17 protein-coding genes are annotated in these 16,655 nt (G+C 54.4%); 8 read left to right on the top strand and 9 right to left on the bottom strand.

Features of this window, described 5'->3' with window-relative positions; genetic code table 11:
- Nucleotides 1-51: 51 nt before the first annotated feature.
- The 3 genes from TALK_RS15900 to phaR all read right to left on the bottom strand — a co-directional run bounded on the left by TALK_RS15900 (nt 52) and on the right by phaR (nt 2,631).
- Nucleotides 52-690: a polymer-forming cytoskeletal protein gene (locus TALK_RS15900; protein WP_085620134.1), complete on the bottom strand. Its 639-nt coding sequence runs from the start codon at nt 688-690 to the stop codon at nt 52-54.
- Between the two features lie 140 nt (nt 691-830).
- The gene (locus tag TALK_RS15895) at nt 831-1,229 is read right to left on the bottom strand and encodes a helix-turn-helix domain-containing protein (protein ID WP_085620133.1); all 399 of its coding nucleotides are present in this window, start codon (nt 1,227-1,229) and stop codon (nt 831-833) included.
- A gap of 769 nt (nt 1,230-1,998) precedes the next feature.
- The gene (gene phaR, locus TALK_RS15885) at nt 1,999-2,631 is read right to left on the bottom strand and encodes a polyhydroxyalkanoate synthesis repressor PhaR (RefSeq protein ID WP_085620131.1); all 633 of its coding nucleotides are present in this window, start codon (nt 2,629-2,631) and stop codon (nt 1,999-2,001) included.
- A gap of 322 nt (nt 2,632-2,953) precedes the next feature.
- Here phaR and TALK_RS15880 point away from each other — a divergent pair, with 322 nt between their 5' ends.
- Together TALK_RS15880 and TALK_RS15875 are read left to right on the top strand one after the other, a co-directional pair.
- Nucleotides 2,954-3,835: a hypothetical protein gene (locus TALK_RS15880; RefSeq protein ID WP_139833857.1), complete on the top strand. Its 882-nt coding sequence runs from the start codon at nt 2,954-2,956 to the stop codon at nt 3,833-3,835.
- Nucleotides 3,816-4,886, top strand: a complete 1,071-nt coding sequence (locus TALK_RS15875) for an alpha/beta fold hydrolase (protein WP_085620129.1) — start codon at nt 3,816-3,818, stop codon at nt 4,884-4,886. Before TALK_RS15880 ends, TALK_RS15875 begins: the two co-directional genes overlap by 20 nt.
- Nucleotides 4,887-4,911: 25 nt before the next feature.
- Here the strand turns inward: TALK_RS15875 and TALK_RS15870 are convergent, their stop codons facing one another.
- Entirely contained in the window at nt 4,912-5,880 is a 969-nt protein-coding gene (locus TALK_RS15870) for a hypothetical protein (protein ID WP_085620128.1), read from the bottom strand.
- Nucleotides 5,881-6,044: 164 nt separating this feature from the next.
- On the opposite strand from TALK_RS15870, the gene TALK_RS15865 reads away from it, so the two are divergent.
- The 3 genes from TALK_RS15865 to phbB all read left to right on the top strand — a co-directional run bounded on the left by TALK_RS15865 (nt 6,045) and on the right by phbB (nt 8,880).
- Entirely contained in the window at nt 6,045-6,506 is a 462-nt protein-coding gene (locus TALK_RS15865) for an Lrp/AsnC family transcriptional regulator (RefSeq protein WP_085620127.1), read from the top strand.
- A 223-nt stretch (nt 6,507-6,729) separates the two neighbouring features.
- On the top strand, nt 6,730-7,902 hold the full coding sequence (locus TALK_RS15860; RefSeq protein WP_085620126.1) for an acetyl-CoA C-acetyltransferase: 1,173 nt from the start codon (nt 6,730-6,732) through the stop codon (nt 7,900-7,902).
- Between the two features lie 255 nt (nt 7,903-8,157).
- Nucleotides 8,158-8,880, top strand: coding sequence for an acetoacetyl-CoA reductase (phbB, locus tag TALK_RS15855; RefSeq protein ID WP_085620125.1), 723 nt, complete (start codon nt 8,158-8,160; stop codon nt 8,878-8,880).
- Nucleotides 8,881-8,961: 81 nt separating this feature from the next.
- On the opposite strand, the gene TALK_RS15850 is transcribed toward phbB, so the two are convergent.
- The gene (locus TALK_RS15850; protein WP_085620124.1) at nt 8,962-9,555 is read right to left on the bottom strand and encodes a cysteine hydrolase family protein; all 594 of its coding nucleotides are present in this window, start codon (nt 9,553-9,555) and stop codon (nt 8,962-8,964) included.
- A gap of 127 nt (nt 9,556-9,682) precedes the next feature.
- Between TALK_RS15850 and TALK_RS15845 the strand changes: the two genes are divergently transcribed.
- Nucleotides 9,683-10,579 carry a LysR family transcriptional regulator gene (locus TALK_RS15845; protein WP_085620123.1) on the top strand — a complete coding sequence of 299 codons (897 nt, stop codon included), beginning with the start codon at nt 9,683-9,685 and terminating at the stop codon, nt 10,577-10,579.
- 52 nt (nt 10,580-10,631) lie between these two features.
- Nucleotides 10,632-11,447 (top strand): class I SAM-dependent methyltransferase, encoded by an 816-nt coding sequence (locus tag TALK_RS15840; protein ID WP_245829960.1) that lies wholly within the window; start codon nt 10,632-10,634, stop codon nt 11,445-11,447.
- Between the two features lie 13 nt (nt 11,448-11,460).
- Here the strand turns inward: TALK_RS15840 and TALK_RS15835 are convergent, their stop codons facing one another.
- From TALK_RS15835 to TALK_RS15820, 4 genes are all read right to left on the bottom strand, one after another.
- The gene (locus tag TALK_RS15835) at nt 11,461-12,090 is read right to left on the bottom strand and encodes a nucleoside triphosphate hydrolase (RefSeq protein WP_085620121.1); all 630 of its coding nucleotides are present in this window, start codon (nt 12,088-12,090) and stop codon (nt 11,461-11,463) included.
- Nucleotides 12,091-12,094: 4 nt separating this feature from the next.
- On the bottom strand, nt 12,095-12,886 hold the full coding sequence (locus TALK_RS15830) for an ATP-binding cassette domain-containing protein (protein WP_085620120.1): 792 nt from the start codon (nt 12,884-12,886) through the stop codon (nt 12,095-12,097).
- The gene (locus TALK_RS15825; protein ID WP_085620119.1) at nt 12,883-13,965 is read right to left on the bottom strand and encodes an ABC transporter permease; all 1,083 of its coding nucleotides are present in this window, start codon (nt 13,963-13,965) and stop codon (nt 12,883-12,885) included. The genes TALK_RS15830 and TALK_RS15825 overlap by 4 nt, the downstream gene beginning before the upstream one ends.
- A 184-nt stretch (nt 13,966-14,149) precedes the next feature.
- Complete coding sequence (locus TALK_RS15820; RefSeq protein WP_085620118.1) at nt 14,150-15,178, bottom strand: sugar ABC transporter substrate-binding protein; 1,029 nt, start codon at nt 15,176-15,178, stop codon at nt 14,150-14,152.
- Between the two features lie 221 nt (nt 15,179-15,399).
- Here TALK_RS15820 and TALK_RS15815 point away from each other — a divergent pair, with 221 nt between their 5' ends.
- Entirely contained in the window at nt 15,400-16,647 is a 1,248-nt protein-coding gene (locus TALK_RS15815; protein WP_085620117.1) for an ROK family transcriptional regulator, read from the top strand.
- Nucleotides 16,648-16,655: the final 8 nt, after the last annotated feature.

Raw genomic sequence — 16,655 nt, 5'->3', positions numbered from 1 at the left:
AGTCTGTGATTTATGGCGGTATTTCGAAAAGGGGGCGCGTATCGGGCGCCCCTATTTTGCATCCGGATGATAAAATGATTGCATGCGGCGGTTTGCAGGGTCAAAGCGGCCTTCACCGGCAATGACCTGACCAGTCTCAAGTCTGATCCCCATCGCCTGCCCATGGCCTTTTAAAACCGCCCCACGTTCATCGGCAATCGGATGACGATAGGATCCGCCTTTGCCAAGGGTGATGTCGCGTGCCGTGATGTTGCCAAGGATCTGGCAGCCATCGCCCAATGTACATTTCCCCTGAAGGTCTATTGTCCCGCGAAACCGGCCATCAGAACCGATCCGGATGTCTGCACCGGGCCTGTTTGCTGCGATCGTTACCGTGCCGTCGCCGAACTGATTGTGGTGTGCGATGGTGATCGGGCCATCTGCCGCGATAAGGGTGGTGTTGGTGTAAAATGTGTTTTCATCGCTGATGGCAAGCATGCCGGGCTGCGGGGCTTCAAGCCGTGTGGCGGGATAAAACACATTGCCGCTGCCGATGTCGGCATGGATGCTGATCAGGGTCGAAAACGGATCAAGGATAACGTTGTCGCGCTCGGTAAGGGCGATCAGGGCCGGGATCGACAAAAAGCCAAGCTTGCGGCGCTGCCGGTCAAGGGCATCGATCAGATCAGATGGTGCGATATTCCCTGACATTCTGGCATGGCCCCGCCGTTTTGGGTTGTACAATGCACGCTAGCACGAAAACCAAGCGGGACGTCAGGCGCAAAAAAAAGGCCGCCTCAATAGGCAGCCTTATTTTTTACAGCGATGCTGAAAGCGTGGGACGATTTGGCTTAAGCAGCCTTGTCGGCCAATGCGCGTGCCATCTGGCTCAGCGCTTCCTGATGTTTTTCGTGCTTGATGCTGGCAAAGTTACGGGCCAGTTCAAGGCACATGCGCTGACGCGCATTAAGTTCGCTTGCCCGGCTGCCATCAAGCCCTTCATAGAAGTAGCTGACAGGAACACCCAGGACCTGGGAGATTTCGTAAAGACGACCAGCAGAAATGCGGTTGATGCCGCGCTCGTATTTATGAGCCTGCTGGTAGGTAACACCGATCAGATCGGCCATCTGTTGCTGGGACAGGCCCAGCATGATGCGACGTTCGCGAATGCGCTGACCGACATAACGGTCGGTATCTGTTGCACGATTTGCGCGTTTCGGCTCTTCTTCTTTTGAGGCAATTTCAGTCATTGCATGTTTTTCCGTTATCAACTGCCAGTTATTTATTCCCACCCGGGATGCTGTCAGGCTTGTTAATTTTGCCTATCTGCCGCAAACATTTGGCACCAGTTTCAGAGCCTCATAATTACGGCAGTTATCTGAACTTTGGTCAGATATTGGTCTCAGCGATCCACCAGAAGCTAGCTATATAGGTCAATTCGTCTGTCCTTGTCTAGTGCATTAGGCGAAAAAATGTCGTGGCTTTCTGAGCCGTAGGGTGTGGTCGGGCTCGCATAGCTGGCATGCATTTCCTGAATGACCGCAGGTTGCAAAAGGTTTTCCTGTGGCAGAAGTTGACCTAAAAGCTGAGCCCAGAATGCTGCACTGCCCCCGGGATTGTGGGGTTCCAGCCATACACCAGCGTTCTGCGCAATTTCCCGCATAGGAGAAACCAGCGCAGTGATATCCATCCCGATCCCGGCAGGGCCGTCTGTTCCGCTGCTTGCAGTGTCGGGCCTGCGGGCCGGGGGCAAGGGGATCGGTGTAATCGCTGTCATGTCATTTTATGGTTTTGTGGCGTTTAACTGACCTGGGGCAATGGACTCCATTTCAATGGTTTATGAACCCGGCAAAAATTGCCGCCTGCGGCGGGGGCCGGACGGTGAAAAAGGGTTAATCAAAAATTGATGCAGGATTGGTGCCGCAAGTCTGTCTTGCGCCAGCCATAAAAAAGCCCCGGGGGGAAATCCGCCGGGGCTTTGATGTTTCGCTTGGATATTTAGCGGCTGGCTATCACAGCCTATTTTTCGGTTTTGGTGCTGACCAAAGTGTTTAACTGGGCCTGCATGGCCTCAAGCTGGCTTTTCAGGTCGTCAAGCGACGGGTCTTTTGCCGGTCGGGCTGTCGTTCCCATCCCGGGGGCCGCACCGGGCATCACCGGCCCATTCGGGTTTTCGGCTCCTTCTTGCAGGAAGGGCGAGAACATTTTCATGGTCTGTTCAAACAGCGCCATGTTCTGTTTGTTCATTTCCTCGAACTGGCTGAACGGAAAGATGCCATGCATCGTGCCTTGCATATATTCGCGCATCTGTTCCTGATTATGCGCAAAGGACCCCATCGCCTGTTCAAGATACCCTGGTAGCAAGCCTTGCAGGCTGTCGCCATAAAACCCGATCAACTGGCGCAAGAAGCTGATTGGCAGCAGATTCTGCCCGCCCTTGTTTTCTTCCTCGACAATGATCTGGGTCAGGACCGGACGGGTAATGTCGTCGCCGGTCTTGGCGTCGTAAACGACGAAATCGGTCTTGTCCTTGACCATCTGTGAAAGATGATCAAGCGTTACATACGAACTGGTCGCGGTGTTATAAAGACGGCGGTTGGCGTATTTCTTGATGACAACGCGATCCTGATCATCGGATTTTTTTGAAGTCATGACGTTGTTCCCTGCTTCCCTGTTTCCCGGACGTTTAACTTGGGCTGCGTGGTATAAAATACCTTGTTTGCGTTTGCACAAAACTTAATGTTGCGCAGCATTTTGAATTTTGCGCTTGCTCAAGCATTCGTAAGAGTGCCGTTTAAATTGCACTGTGTCCAGTGTTCAACGTGATGTGCGCTGCGAAAAACAACCTCTGATCGGCGCTGCTGCCGCGCAGCAATGGATTTGGTTTTCGCGGCCGCACGAACCCCCTATAGTAGTCAGCAGAAACAAAACCGATTTTCGGCGGGGCGCCGGATGCAATGCGGGGGAAACAACCGTGCCTGATAAAGGGACGAATAAGAATACGGATCCAGATGATATTTTGGATGACCATCTTGATGATTTGGCGCGCCAGTTCATGGCGCTTTGGCGTGAACAGGTCGCGGCAACAGCCGATGGTGCCGACGCCACAAGCGCGATCGGGCGGCTTTATGCGTCCCTTGGTGCCGATACATCGCGGATCGGCGAAGGGTTCGAGGCATGGGGAAAGCTGATCGGGCAAATGGCAACCGGCCAAAGTCCGGGGCAAAACCCGGCGGTTGCGGGTAGTATGCCCGGGGCTGTTGCCGCGATGATGCCCGGAATGATCCCGGGAATGACACCGGGGGCGATCCCCGGCATGTCGATGGACCCGGCGACCAATCCGATGGCCGCAATGATTGACCAGATGTCGAAAATGGCCCCGCCCGGAATGATGCCGGGTTTTTCACCGGGGGCACCATTTCCGCCCAATATGGCGGCGATGGCCGGTGTTGGCAGCATGGCAGGATCACCTGACACATCTGCTGCCCAGAAACCGGCACCGGCAAAAAATACGAAAGCCGTTTCCAAAGCTGCGGATGCAGGGTCGGAAACTGTCGGTAAAACCGGCAAGGGCAAGGCAAAGCCGTCGGTGACGGCAAAGACGGCAGTTAAGACAAAGACGGGGCAGGGTAAAAATGAGCGCGCAAAACCGGGATCAGACAAATCCACCCAAAAGAACAAACAGCCGTCGCGCCGGGCCAAGGCCGCTGGCGATGCATCTGGCGGTCGAGATGACGAGCTGGTTAAGCTCGCGCGCCGCATTGCCGATCTTCAGGAAACAATTTCTGCCCTGGAAACCGGAACTGCAGGACCGGGCGAAGGCCCTGCTAAGCGAGATGGCAAAACATCATCCTGATGATATCACTCAGGCACTTGATCGGGTTGCCTTTGCCAGTCAGTCGGCCTTTCATGACGGGGTTCGGGCCTATCAAAAGCACGGCTATAAACGCGGTGTGGATGATGCCCCGGTCGTTTGGGCCGAAGGTGCCACCCGTATCCATGATTACGGTGCGGTTGCCGGGGCCAAGGCCCAAAATCCGCTTGGCATTGTGGTGCTTGTGCCCTCACTGGTCAACCGGGGCTATATCCTTGATCTGAACAAAAAGCGCAGCTTTGCCCGTTTTCTGGCAAGTGTTGGCTATCGGCCGCTTTTGGTTGATTGGGGATATCCCGGCGACGAAGAAACCAATTACGGGTTGGATGATTACATTGCCGGGCGGCTTGTTACCGTCCTTCAGGACGTTGCCGATATGAATGGTGGGCCCGTGCCCTTGGTCGGCTATTGCATGGGCGGGCTATTGGCCTTGGCCGCAACCCTGATTGATCCGGCACAGGTGTCGCGATTGGTATTACTTGCCACCCCGTGGGATTTCATGGCCGCCGGGCCGACACAGGGGCGCATTGCCGCGGCCTTTGCCCCGTCGCTTCCCCATATGCTGTCGATCCATGATAGCCTGCCGGTCGATGTCCTGCAAAGCCTGTTTGCCAGCCTTGATCCGTTCATGATTGGCGAAAAGTTTCGCCGGTTTGGTGCCTTGCCGGAAAACTCGCCCAAGGTCGATGATTTTGTCGCGCTTGAAGACTGGCTCAATGACGGCGTGCCATTAACCCGCCGTGTAGCGATTGATTGCCTGATTGGCTGGTATGTTGAAAACAAACCGGCCAAGGGCGAATGGCAAATTGATGGTATTAACATCAATCCGGCCGATATCAGTTGCCCGACATTGGCGGTGATCCCGGAAAATGACCGGATTGTCCCGCCCGAAAGCGCGCAGGCGTTGTTTGAAAACCTGCCCAAAGATTTGCGAACGGAATTACATCCGTCTTCGGGCCATATCGGGATGATGGTCGGGTCGCGGGCCGAAAAATCAACATGGCAGCCGGTGCTTGATTGGATGACAGGCTAGGTTGAACCCGGATCACCTGGATTGATCAATTCCCGGTTTCTGTCGCCGGGACCGGTGCGGTTTGCCAGCGAAGTGTTAACCGCGCCAGTGCGGCAATGATCAAAAGCGTCAGGATCACCCGCCCGACCAGAACCACCCAGATATCCGCGCCCAGTGCCAGCATGATCGCCGTATCCTCGATCAATGAATGCGACAGCGACAACCATGATAACGATAGAAACAGGGTGCGCGGCGGAAAATTCTTTTTGCGGGCCTCGTCAATGATCAAGGCCCCGCCATAGGTCAGGCCCAGCAACACACCAATGGTCGTCACCGGGGCCACTTCGCGTGACAGGCCCGAAACCCGCAGGATCGGCATCATGCCATTTGTGATGCGGTTGGTGATGCCGGTTTTGTCGAGCACATCAAGAATGATCAGCAGCCCGACAATCACCGCAAAGCTGACGACAAGTGATTTCACAGTTTGCATCGACCAGTCGATCCAGCCCGCAAGACCGGTTGCCGCCACCACGGTTTCACCGCCTGCCATCCATGAAAAATCAACCGGTTCGGAAAGCCACCCGGTGGTGTTGCTGATCCATGTGATCAGCGCGGCATAGGAAACAGCCGCCCCCAGTCGAAGCACAGTCGTCGCGATCAGGCTGGCCCCGGCGCGTTTGACAATCGCCTGTTCCACCGGAAGCCCATGGGCAAATAACATCATCGCGCAAAGTGCGCTGAGTTGTGCCGCATTCATATCAAGATGGGCCGAAAGTCCGATAAAGGCACCGACGGCACCATACATGCTGACCAGCGCACAGGTCGCCCAGATCAAGCCTGCTTCGGGCGGCAGGCCAATCAACCCCATAACCGGGGATAAAAGATCAGATGCCAGCGCAACCGCACCAAATTCATCGGCAATCCGAACAACGATCATCACTGGCAACATGACCTTGATCAGGGTGATGAAAAGCCGCTGGCTGCGGTTAAACAAATCAAAAAAATAACGGGGCATGGGCACAAGGTTCCGGGGCGGTGAACAGGGATGGTGCGTGGGGCGGTTCGGTTTAGGACGCGCATCCTCGCACGGCGCAAGTGTGATTTGGCGGCAAATATGACTGTGTTTGTGCAATAATACGGCGTTGTTTGATTGTCTTGCGCTGTGGAGTTGCTTGTGTGATGGGCGAACTTGACCGGATCGATACCAATATCCTGCGCATCTTGCAGGAAAATGCCGATATTGCGAATGCGACATTGGCCGACCGTGTCGGTCTTTCGCCGTCGGCCTGTTTGCGCCGGGTGGCAAAGCTGCGCGCGCTTGGGGCCATTCGTAAAACAATTGCCGTTCTCGATCCGGCGGTTGTCGGGCGGCCGTTAACCGCGGTGATCAATCTGGAATTTCATCGCCACGGCAATCGCTATCGGCAGGGTTTTATTAAAAAGGTCCGCGAACTTGCTGCCGTCCGGCAAGGTTATATTGTCACCGGTGAAGTGACCGGGGTGCTGGTTTTATCCATGCGCGACATGGCGGAATACACCGCCCTTTGCGAAACCCTGTTTGATGCGGATGATAATATCGTCTGGTATCGGACTTATATCGCGACGGAAATCATCAAGGATGAAATCGGGGTTGCGTTATAGGGATTTCAGGCGAATTATAAAGAACCGGGGTCGCATCGAGTTGCACGCAATAGTTGTTGTCTGGCTCGGGGTATCGCGGAAACAAAACTGTCCGAAAGTGGTGCGCATCAATGCTTGGCTTTTTGCTGCGTCGCGATAAGATCGTAGACGGATTGCAAGGCAGATCTAACAGGGTCGCCACGGGTCCGGGGAAAACGTATTCAAGATTTAATCGGAGGGTTTCATGACCGACGTCGTAATTGTAGCTGCAGCACGTACACCAATCGGTGCTTTTAGCGGCACATTGGCAAATACGCCTGCAAACGAGCTTGGCACTATTGCCATCAAGGCGGCTCTGGAACGTTCCGGTGTCGAGGCTGGCGCCATTGACGAAGTCATCTTTGGTCAGGTTTTGACCGGCGGCAGCGGCCAAAACCCGGCCCGTCAGGCCGCCATCGGTGCCGGTATTCCCGATAGTGCAACCGCCTTTGTCATCAATCAGGTTTGCGGATCGGGCCTGCGCACGGTTGCGCTGGCCGCCCAACAGATCATGACCGGGGATGCCAAAATCGTTATTGCCGGTGGTCAGGAAAACATGTCGATGTCGCCGCATGTTGCCAATCTGCGTGCCGGTCACAAGATGGGCGATGTCAAATTCATCGACAGCATGATCAAGGATGGTCTGTGGTGTGCCTTTAACGGCTATCACATGGGCAACACGGCGGAAAACGTCGCCAATAAATGGCAGATCAGCCGCGAAGAACAGGATGCCTTTGCCGCCGCATCACAGAACAAAGCCGAAGCCGCACAGAAATCCGGTCGCTTCAAAGATGAAATTGCACCGGTTACGATTTCTTCGCGCAAGGGCGATATCGTTTTCGATACTGATGAATATCCGCGCCACGGTGCAACCCTTGAAGGCATGGCAAAGCTGCGCCCGGCCTTTGACAAGGAAGGCACGGTTACCGCGGGGAATGCATCGGGCATCAATGACGGGGCGGCTGCCCTGATTGTGATGTCAGCAGATGAAGCCGCCAAACGCGGACTGACCCCGCTTGCCACGATCAAAAGCTGGGCAACGGCGGGTGTTGATCCGGCTGTTATGGGTTCCGGCCCGATCCCGGCATCGCGCAAGGCCCTTGAAAAGGCCGGTTGGTCGGTTGGTGATCTGGACCTGATCGAAGCCAACGAAGCTTTTGCCGCCCAGGCCATTGCGGTTAACCGCGATATGGGCTGGGATACCGACAAGGTTAACGTGAATGGCGGCGCAATTGCGCTTGGCCATCCGATTGGCGCATCTGGCGCGCGTGTTATTACGACTCTGCTTCACGAAATGCAGAAACGCGACGCGAAAAAAGGCCTTGCCACGCTGTGTATCGGCGGTGGCATGGGGGTCGCGCTGTGCGTCGAACGCTAATCGCTTCGAACTTAACCGTTTGATGGGTTGAAACGTGCAGGGTGGCCCCCCTTGGGGGCTGCCCTGTTTGTTTATGATCAGCATGTCAGACAGAATTCGACCAAAGTACACGTAATTTGGGTGACATAGATGATGGGAAAGAAATAAAGTTACGTATATAGTTTGTTTTATGGACTAAAATTTCGCATGTCGTAGAAGGGCAAGCGACGGAAAACCGATACATGAATTGGATGACTGAAGTTTAGGGAGGCGACCATGACAAAAATAGCTTTGGTAACCGGCGGAACGCGCGGAATTGGCAAGGCAATCAGCTTGGGACTTAAGGAAGCGGGTTATACGGTTGTCGCAAACTATGCCGGCAATGATGAAGCCGCGAACGCCTTCACCGGGGAAACCGGTATTGCGACCTATAAATGGAGTGTCGCGGATGCCGATGCCTGTGCCGATGGCATCCGGCAGGTCGAATCCGAAGTCGGGCCGATTGATATTCTGGTCAATAATGCCGGCATTACGCGTGATGGTTTCATGCATAAAATGGCCGTTGAACAATGGCAGGCCGTGATCGAAACCGATCTGAGTTCGCTGTTTTACATGACCAAGCCGGTGCTTGACGGCATGCGCGAACGCGGCTTTGGCCGGGTGGTCAATATTTCCTCGATCAATGGTCAGGCCGGGCAGTTTGGTCAGACCAACTATTCCGCGGCCAAGGCCGGTGTGCATGGCTTTACCAAGGCGCTGGCCCAGGAAGTGGCGCGCAAGGGTGTTACGGTCAATACCATTGCGCCGGGCTATATCAACACCGATATGGTTGCCGCCGTTCCGGAAAAAGTCCTTGAAGGCATTATCGCCAAAATTCCGGTCGGCCGCCTTGGCGAGGCCGAGGAAATTGCCCAGGCTGTCTTGTTCCTGTGTGGTCCGAATTCCGGCTTTATCACCGGGTCTTGCCTGTCGATGAATGGTGGACAACATATGTTCTGATCTGTTCACCGATCCTTCGTGTGATGTGAATAAAACGCCCCGCAACATTGCTGCGGGGCGTTTCGCATTTTTGGGGTTTGCTTAGGCCGCGATAACGTCCTTGGTGGCGACAACCTTGGCAAAGGCATCGGCAAGCATGGCAAGTTCGGCACGATGTAATTCGGTTGCCGGGATTGTTGCGCGGTCTGCTGTTGCCGGTAAGTCGCGTGTGGCGGTGGCATCATCGGAAATGCTGACGTTCAATCCCTGTTCGCGCGCCGCCCGTGCGGTGGTTGATATGCAAACATGGGTCATGAAACCGGCCAAGACTATGTGATCCAATCCCGCCGTATCAATCAATTCGCGCAAATTGGTTCCGGAAAACGCGTTTGGTACGGCTTTGGTCAGGACCGGTTCGTCCCCCTGTGGTGCGACCTCTGTCATGATGGCGGCATAGGGGCCTTTGGGATCAAACAGACCCTTTCCGTGATGCTGCACATGGATCACGGTCCCGTTTTGATCGCGCCAATGGGCGATCAGGCGGACGATATTATCAAGTGCCGGTGCCAAACCAGAAAGTTTCAGCCGTCCGCTGAGATATTCTTCCTGCGCATCAATCACAATCAACGTGGCAGTGGCGGGCGATCCGGTCGGCAGCCTGGCACCGGCGATTTCGAACATGGTTTGGGCCGTCATGGTGGGGGTCCTTTGCGGTGTGGATTTGATGGCTCGATCATGCATCTGCAAATTTGCAATTTAAATCCGATGATTTGCAGGTATGATCTGCGTATATGCAGATTGGAAACCCCATAGGTGCTACGCCATGGATTGGGAAGGCTTAAAGACATTTGCGATTGTGTGCCGTTCCGGCACCATGAGTGCCGCCGCGCGTGAGCTTGGCGTTAATCAGACCACAATCGCGCGTCGTATCGCCCGGATCGAACAAACCACCGGCTTTCCGGTTTTGCGGCGTGATGGTGGCGTTTTGCAGCCAACGTTGCGCGCGGAAAAACTGCGCAGCACCGCCGATGCGATGGCGTTACAGATCGGTGATTTGATTGGCAATGATGATGCGATGGCACCAAACCGTGCTGCGCCCGACATTTCCGGCGTTGTCCGGGTGACGGGCGTTGATGCCGTACTGGAAAACTGTATCGCGCCGCGTTTGGGCGATTTAACCGGCAAGCATCCGGCACTTTGCATCGAATTGATCGGCGGCAATCGCAATCTTAGTTTACCTCAGCGTGAAAGCGATATCGCGCTGCGTCTGGCGCGTCCCCAAACCGGTGCCTTTCACATTCGCAAACTCGGGATGTTAGAATACGGGGTGTATTGCGCCGACGGTATAGCCGATCCGGCGGTGGCCCCCTGGATCGACCTTGACGACGTTTTTGCCGATAAACCCGAACAACTTTGGCTTGGTGCGAATTTTCCAAATCGTAATGCTGTCGGCCGTGCCAATCGCGGGGCGATTATGGCCGCCATGGCGGTATCGGCCAAGGCCTGTGCACTGTTGCCACGCTGTGTCGGGGATACTTTCACCGGACTGGTGCATTGCCCAGATTACGTCCCCACCAATCGCGAGCTATGGTTGCTAACCCATCAGGACATGCGCCATGTACCGCGCGTGCGCGTTGTTGCCGATTGGTTGTCTGGCATTCTTGTCGACAGGTCTGTGATTAAGGTTGCGTCATCGATCACCTGTGCATCGTCGAGTTGACAGTCCTGTTTGAGGCTGTGATTGTTGTGTAAATGCAACCTCGAGTTTTAAGTTGTGGCTGGTCATGAGCGAACACAGGAAATACACATCTGACAATCGTGCTGCGTGGGATGCCGCCGCTCCATTGCATGAAGCTGGTGCGACTTGGCAAAAACTATTAACCGAAGTCGTTAAAGACGACTTCTCTGCATTCGATCAAACTCTGCGTCAAACACTCGATCACGTCGGTGTCACCGGAAAACGCGCCGTGCAGATTTGCTGCAACAATGGTCGCGAAGTTTTGTCATTGTCGGCGATGGGCGCAAAAAGCGTGCTGGGGATTGATCAATCCGAAGCATTTCTTGAACAGGGTCGGAAACTGGCCGATGTATCAGGGCGGAAATGCGATTTCCTGTGCGCTGATATTTATGAGTTGCCAGAAGAGATACCGAGCAATTTTGAACTTGGTTTGATTACCATTGGTGTTCTTAACTGGATGCCGGATCTGCGTCGGTTCTTTGATATTGTCGCAGGCCTACTGGCATCAGACGGCGTTCTCGTGATTTATGAAACACATCCGTTTCTTGAAATGTTTGATCCGTCTTCCGACAATCCGTTCTTACCGTCACAATCTTATTTCGACCGCGGCCCTCATGCCAGCGAACAAACCATCACCTATGATGGATCGGATAGGGGCAAGGGGCCTACGTCCTGGTGGTTTTCTCATACGATGGGCGAAATCGTATCTTCAGCTATAGAATCCGGTCTGCAGGTACAACGTCTGGACGAGTATCCGCATTCAAATCGCGAAGTTGAATTTGATATTTATGAAGACCGCAAAGCCCGGATTCCGATGTGTTATACGCTGGTGCTGTGTAAAGCCTCGTGATTGATGCCTGCCCCTAGCCGTTATTGATCGTAATGGCTTGGGTTGTCAGGCTGTTTTCAATAACAAACTTGGCATTGGGAATATCATTCCCCCCTGCTTTTCTGCAGGCGGCATCCCGATCATATCCGTGGCTTAACCACCGTTCGACCAGCCGCCTTTCCAATGTCTCGACAGGCACATCGACAAAAAAGCTCAGGTCAAACAGACCGGCCAACTGATCCCACGGCGATTGGCCCAGCAAAAGATAATTGCCTTCGACAAGCACGATGCGATGATTTTGCAAGACGCCGCGTGCCGATCCGCGCGACAGTTCCAGATTGCGATCAAACACCGGTACATAAACATCATCATTATCGGCACGAATGGCATCAAGAATGCGTTTGAAACCGCCAACGTCAAAGGTTTCCGGGGCCCCTTTGCGCGCCAAAAGGTCTCGTTTGGCAAGGATGGCATCATCGAAATGAAAACCATCCATCGGCACGACAACAGCCCCGGCTTCATCACCCCCCAGATGGTGATGAAGCCGTTCGGACAAGGTTGATTTGCCCGAGGCCGGTGCGCCGACGATCGCGACAAGGATGCGACGATCGCCAAACTGTTTATCCCTGATCATCTGCGTCAGGGTATCGATATCGGGGGTCATGGGGTCACTGCGCCGCCTCAGAAGTTTCGGGCGGTTCCATGGCCCCGGTCATAAAGGCAACCGCATCCGACATGCTGTAATCATTGGGATTAATCGTGCAAAGCCGTTTGCCAAGCCGATGCACATGGATGCGGTCGGCAACCTCGAACACATGCGGCATATTGTGCGAAATCAGCACAATCGGCATGCCGCGTGATTTAACATCCTCGATCAGTTCAAGAACCCGGCGGCTTTCCTTGACCCCAAGGGCGGCCGTTGGTTCATCCATGATCACCACGCGTGATCCGAATGCGGCCGCACGTGCCACCGCCACCCCTTGGCGCTGCCCGCCTGAAAGGGTTTCAATCGCCTGATTGATGTTTTGAATGGTCATCAGGCCAAGATCGGTCAGCTTTTCGCGCGCCAGTCGTTGCATTTCGCGATGATCAAGGGCGCCGAAATATTTGCCCATAAAACCGGGTTTGCGCAATTCGCGCCCCATGAACATATTGTCGGCAATTGAAAGGGCGGGCGAAAGGGCAAGGTTCTGATACACCGTTTCAATACCGGCCTCGCGGGCTTCCATCGGCGATGAAAACCGGATCGGCTTGCCATCAAGTTCGATCACGCCGTCATCAATGGTGATTGCGCCGGAAAGCGCCTTGATCAGGGATGATTTCCCAGCCCCGTTATCACCAATGACGGCCAAAACCTCGCCGGGGTAAAGATCGAAATCAGCCTGATCAAGGGCTGTCACGCGGCCATAACGTTTAACGATACCGCGTGCGGTCAGAACTGGTTTTTTATCTGTGCTCATGCCGACACCTTTCTGATCCACTGGTCAATGGCAACGGCGATAATGGTCAGCCAGCCAATGGCAAAAACCTGCCAAAGAACATCAACACCGACAAGGCGCAGGCCAGAGTTAAACACCCCGACGATCAACGCCCCGATCAGCGGGCCAATAATCGATCCGCGCCCGCCAAACAATGATATGCCACCAATGACAACGGCGGTGATCGATTGCAGGTTGGCTTCCTGAAAACTTTGCGGTGAAACCGATCCAACCCGGCCGATAGATGTCCATGCCCCGATGGCACAAACCAGTCCGGCCAAGCCATAAACCATAATCAGCGTGCGATTGGTGCGAATGCCCGAAAGTTCAGCGGCTTCCTTGTCATCGCCAATGGCATAAACATGGCGCCCCCAACTGGTGTGGTTCAGGATGTACCAAAGCACGCCAAAAATCGCGACCATCAGGACCGAACCATAGGTGATCCGGGCCCCGCCAATGGCAATGCTTTCGCCAAAAAACTTCAAAAGTGGCGCGACTTCGTCAAGCGTCTGGCTGCGGATGGATTGCGCACCCGAAAGCCAAAGGTTCAGCGCAAAGAAGATATTCCACGTGCCAAGCGTGACGATAAATGGCGGCAGTTTGATCCGTGTCACCAAAAACCCGTTCAGCATCCCGGCGGCAATGCCACCAACAAAACCCACCAGAATGGCCAGTGGCGCCGGGACACCCAGTGTCACGGCAAGCTGGCCCATGATGACCGACATCAGAACCATGATTGCACCGACCGAAAGGTCAATCCCGGCGGTCAAAATGACAAGGCTTTGTGCCGCGGCAAGGATGCCGATAATCGAAACCTGCTGCACAATAAGCGACAGGTTGAACGGCGAAAAGAACTTGGAACCCGCCAGTATCCCGAAAACAGTGATCGAAATCAGCAGCACAATCACGGGCACCATGGTTGGATTGCCATGAAGAAGATGCTGGGTGGCATCAATAAAGTTTCGGTTTTTATGGTCGAACTGCGCGACGCTTTTGTCGCTGGCGTCAAGCGTCTGTTCGAATTCCTGTTTTTTGCCAGACGTACGAGCGGTTTCGCCCATCGTATCCTCCCGGCTTGGTCGTGAACAATATCCGATGCAAGGCAGATCGAATGGTTCAACCTACATCCCGGCGGGTTCTTGCGACCGGCGCGGTTGTGGATGTTTGACCAAGTGTAATCTGTAAGTGGGATCAGAGGGCGGATAATCTCCGCCCTCCTCGAAATCAATTCGAAGTGAAGCGGGATCAGCCCCAGCAGCGATTCATGCCTTCTTCGACATCAATTGACGGCACCCCATCGACCGGCGCACCCGTCACAAGGTTAACACCGGTGTCATAAAAGTTCAGGCCTGCGGTATTGGTTGGTTTTGCACCACTTTCGGCCCATGCCTTGATGGCTTCGATGCCTTTATACGCCATATCCAGCGGATATTGCTGCGAGGTCGCACCAATCACGCCATCACGGACGTTCAAAACGCCGGGGCAACCGCCATCAACCGAAACGATCAAAACGCCTTCCTGCATGTCGAAAGCTTTAAGCGCTTCATAGGCACCGGCGGCGGCGGGTTCGTTGATGGTGTAAACAACGTTGATCCCGGAATCCTGTTGCAACAGGTTTTCCATTGCCTTGCGGCCACCTTCTTCGTTGCCGTTGGTCACGTCATGACCAACGATACGATCATCTTCTTCATCGCCGATTTTGTTCGGGTCCTTGATGTCGATGCCAAAGCCTTTGAGGAAACCCTGATCGCGCAGAACATCAACCGATGGGGCACTTGGCGTCAGGTCAAGCAGGGCGATCTTGGCATCTGCGGCCTTGTCACCCAATTTTGCCGCCGCCCATTTGCCGATCAGTTCACCGGCCTTGAAATTATCGGTGGCAAAGGTCGCATCGGCGGCATCAATCGGTTCAAGCGGTGTATCAAGGGCAATGACGATCAAACCGGCATCGCGGGCTTTTTTCACAGCCTGCACAATGGCTTTGGTATCGGATGCGGTGATCAGAATGCCTTTGGCGCCCGATGCGATGCAAGATTCAATCGCCTGCACCTGCGTTTCATGGTCGCCATCGACTTTGCCGGCAAATGTCGAAAGGTCAATGCCCTGTGCAACCGAGGCCGCAATTGCCCCTTCTTTCATTTTAACAAAGAACGGGTTGATATCGGTTTTGGTAATAAGGCAGGCACCGATTTCATCGGCTTTTGCCGCATGCGGTGCGATGGCAAGGCTAAGCGCAAGCGCACCAAGGGTGGCGCCAAGAAGAGTCTTTTTCATCTGTTTCCTCCCAGGAAAACCTGATTGCGGCCGTTAGGGCCGGTTTTGTTCATTCTTGAACAGGTTTCACTGCGTCGGAATGCGCAATTTTCAACCTGTCTGTTTCTTACGACACACCAAACGGCCTTGGCTGTCAATTAATAAATCCGATTGATTTATTAATTAATGCTGTCACTCTCAACCGCAGTCGGGCAATAAAAGACCCGATCGGGAGGAACCAAATGGCAGCGCTGCTGTATACAAATCCAGAAAGCACCGCAGATGACGGGCAGGGCGCACGGCCACTTCATCCGGGCGGGGGCGCAAATCAATTGCGTGTGCGTGCTTATAATGAACGGCTTGTGCTGTCGCTGGTGCGCCGGAACAAGGGCCTGTCCAAGGCCGATATTGCCCGTCTTTCGGGGCTATCGGCGCAAACCGTTTCGGTAATTATGCGGGCCCTTGAAAAAGACGGGCTGCTGATGCGCGGTGATCCGGTACGCGGCAAGGTTGGCAAACCATCCATTCCGATGGCGCTTGATCCGAATGGGGTTTTTTCCTTTGGCCTTAAAATCGGGCGCCGCAGTGCGGAACTGATCCTGATGGATTTCATCGGCAAGGTCCGCGCCAGCCTGAAAGAAGCATATAAATATCCGACACCAGACAGTATCCGAACGTTTGTGCGTCAATCCGTTGAAAAACTTTCCGGCGGTTTATCACCGGCCCACCAGCAACGCATTGCCGGTATTGGCATTGCCGCCCCGTTTGAATTGTGGAATTGGGTCGATGAAGTTGGTGCCCCGGCCGAAGATATGAGCGCCTGGCGCGACGTGGATTTAATTGCCACCATCGGCGAAATTGTGCCCTTTCCGGTGTTTCAGCAAAACGATGCAACAGCGGCCTGCGGGGCCGAACTTGTTTTTGGACTGGGGCCGAATTATTCCGATTTTGCCTATTTCTTTATCGGATCCTTCATTGGCGGCGGGATTGTTTTAAACCAGGCGCTTTACACCGGGCGAACCGGCAATGCCGGGGCGTTCGGGTCCATGCCGGTTTCCTCGCGGTCCGGCCATTCCAGCCAGTTGATCGATCAGGCATCGATTTTCGTGCTCGAAGAAATGCTGGTGCGCGAAGGCCGCGATCCGACCCTGTTATGGCGTGATCCGGATTATTGGCAACAGCTTGGCAGCACGCTGGACATCTGGATTGATCACACCGCGCGCAGCCTTGCAATTGCCATTACATCGGTCTGTTCGGTGATCGATTTCGAAGCCGTGATTGTCGATGGCGGTTTTCCGCGCGACGTCTGTGCGCGCATTGTTGACGCCACCCGCAAGGCCACTCTGAAACTTGATCTTCAGGGCATCGAACCGCCCCATATTGAACAAGGCGCGGTCGGCAGTGCGGCACGCGCCATTGGCGCGGCCAGCCTGCCATTATTCTCGCGATATTTGCTCGATCAAAACATCCTGTTTAAACAGATGAATTGATCGGTTAC

This window comes from Thalassospira alkalitolerans, assembly GCF_002115745.1.
Taxonomy (GTDB): domain Bacteria; phylum Pseudomonadota; class Alphaproteobacteria; order Rhodospirillales; family Thalassospiraceae; genus Thalassospira; species Thalassospira alkalitolerans.
The sequence above is the reverse complement of the archived record's forward strand: the minus strand, read 5'-3'. Positions and strand labels throughout refer to the sequence as shown.

Coding starts and splice junctions, on each gene's coding strand:
- TALK_RS15820 (WP_085620118.1), bottom strand. CDS start 15,178: ATGAAAAAGACTCTTCTTGGCGCCACCCTTGGTGCGCTTGCGCTTAGC.
- TALK_RS15865 (WP_085620127.1), top strand. CDS start 6,045: ATGGGCGAACTTGACCGGATCGATACCAATATCCTGCGCATCTTGCAG.
- TALK_RS15895 (WP_085620133.1), bottom strand. CDS start 1,229: ATGACTGAAATTGCCTCAAAAGAAGAAGAGCCGAAACGCGCAAATCGT.
- phbB (WP_085620125.1), top strand. CDS start 8,158: ATGACAAAAATAGCTTTGGTAACCGGCGGAACGCGCGGAATTGGCAAG.
- TALK_RS15815 (WP_085620117.1), top strand. CDS start 15,400: ATGGCAGCGCTGCTGTATACAAATCCAGAAAGCACCGCAGATGACGGG.
- TALK_RS15835 (WP_085620121.1), bottom strand. CDS start 12,090: ATGACCCCCGATATCGATACCCTGACGCAGATGATCAGGGATAAACAG.
- TALK_RS15830 (WP_085620120.1), bottom strand. CDS start 12,886: ATGAGCACAGATAAAAAACCAGTTCTGACCGCACGCGGTATCGTTAAA.
- TALK_RS15860 (WP_085620126.1), top strand. CDS start 6,730: ATGACCGACGTCGTAATTGTAGCTGCAGCACGTACACCAATCGGTGCT.
- TALK_RS15875 (WP_085620129.1), top strand. CDS start 3,816: ATGGCAAAACATCATCCTGATGATATCACTCAGGCACTTGATCGGGTT.
- phaR (WP_085620131.1), bottom strand. CDS start 2,631: ATGACTTCAAAAAAATCCGATGATCAGGATCGCGTTGTCATCAAGAAA.
- TALK_RS15870 (WP_085620128.1), bottom strand. CDS start 5,880: ATGCCCCGTTATTTTTTTGATTTGTTTAACCGCAGCCAGCGGCTTTTC.
- TALK_RS15845 (WP_085620123.1), top strand. CDS start 9,683: ATGGATTGGGAAGGCTTAAAGACATTTGCGATTGTGTGCCGTTCCGGC.
- TALK_RS15825 (WP_085620119.1), bottom strand. CDS start 13,965: ATGGGCGAAACCGCTCGTACGTCTGGCAAAAAACAGGAATTCGAACAG.
- TALK_RS15900 (WP_085620134.1), bottom strand. CDS start 690: ATGTCAGGGAATATCGCACCATCTGATCTGATCGATGCCCTTGACCGG.
- TALK_RS15850 (WP_085620124.1), bottom strand. CDS start 9,555: ATGACGGCCCAAACCATGTTCGAAATCGCCGGTGCCAGGCTGCCGACC.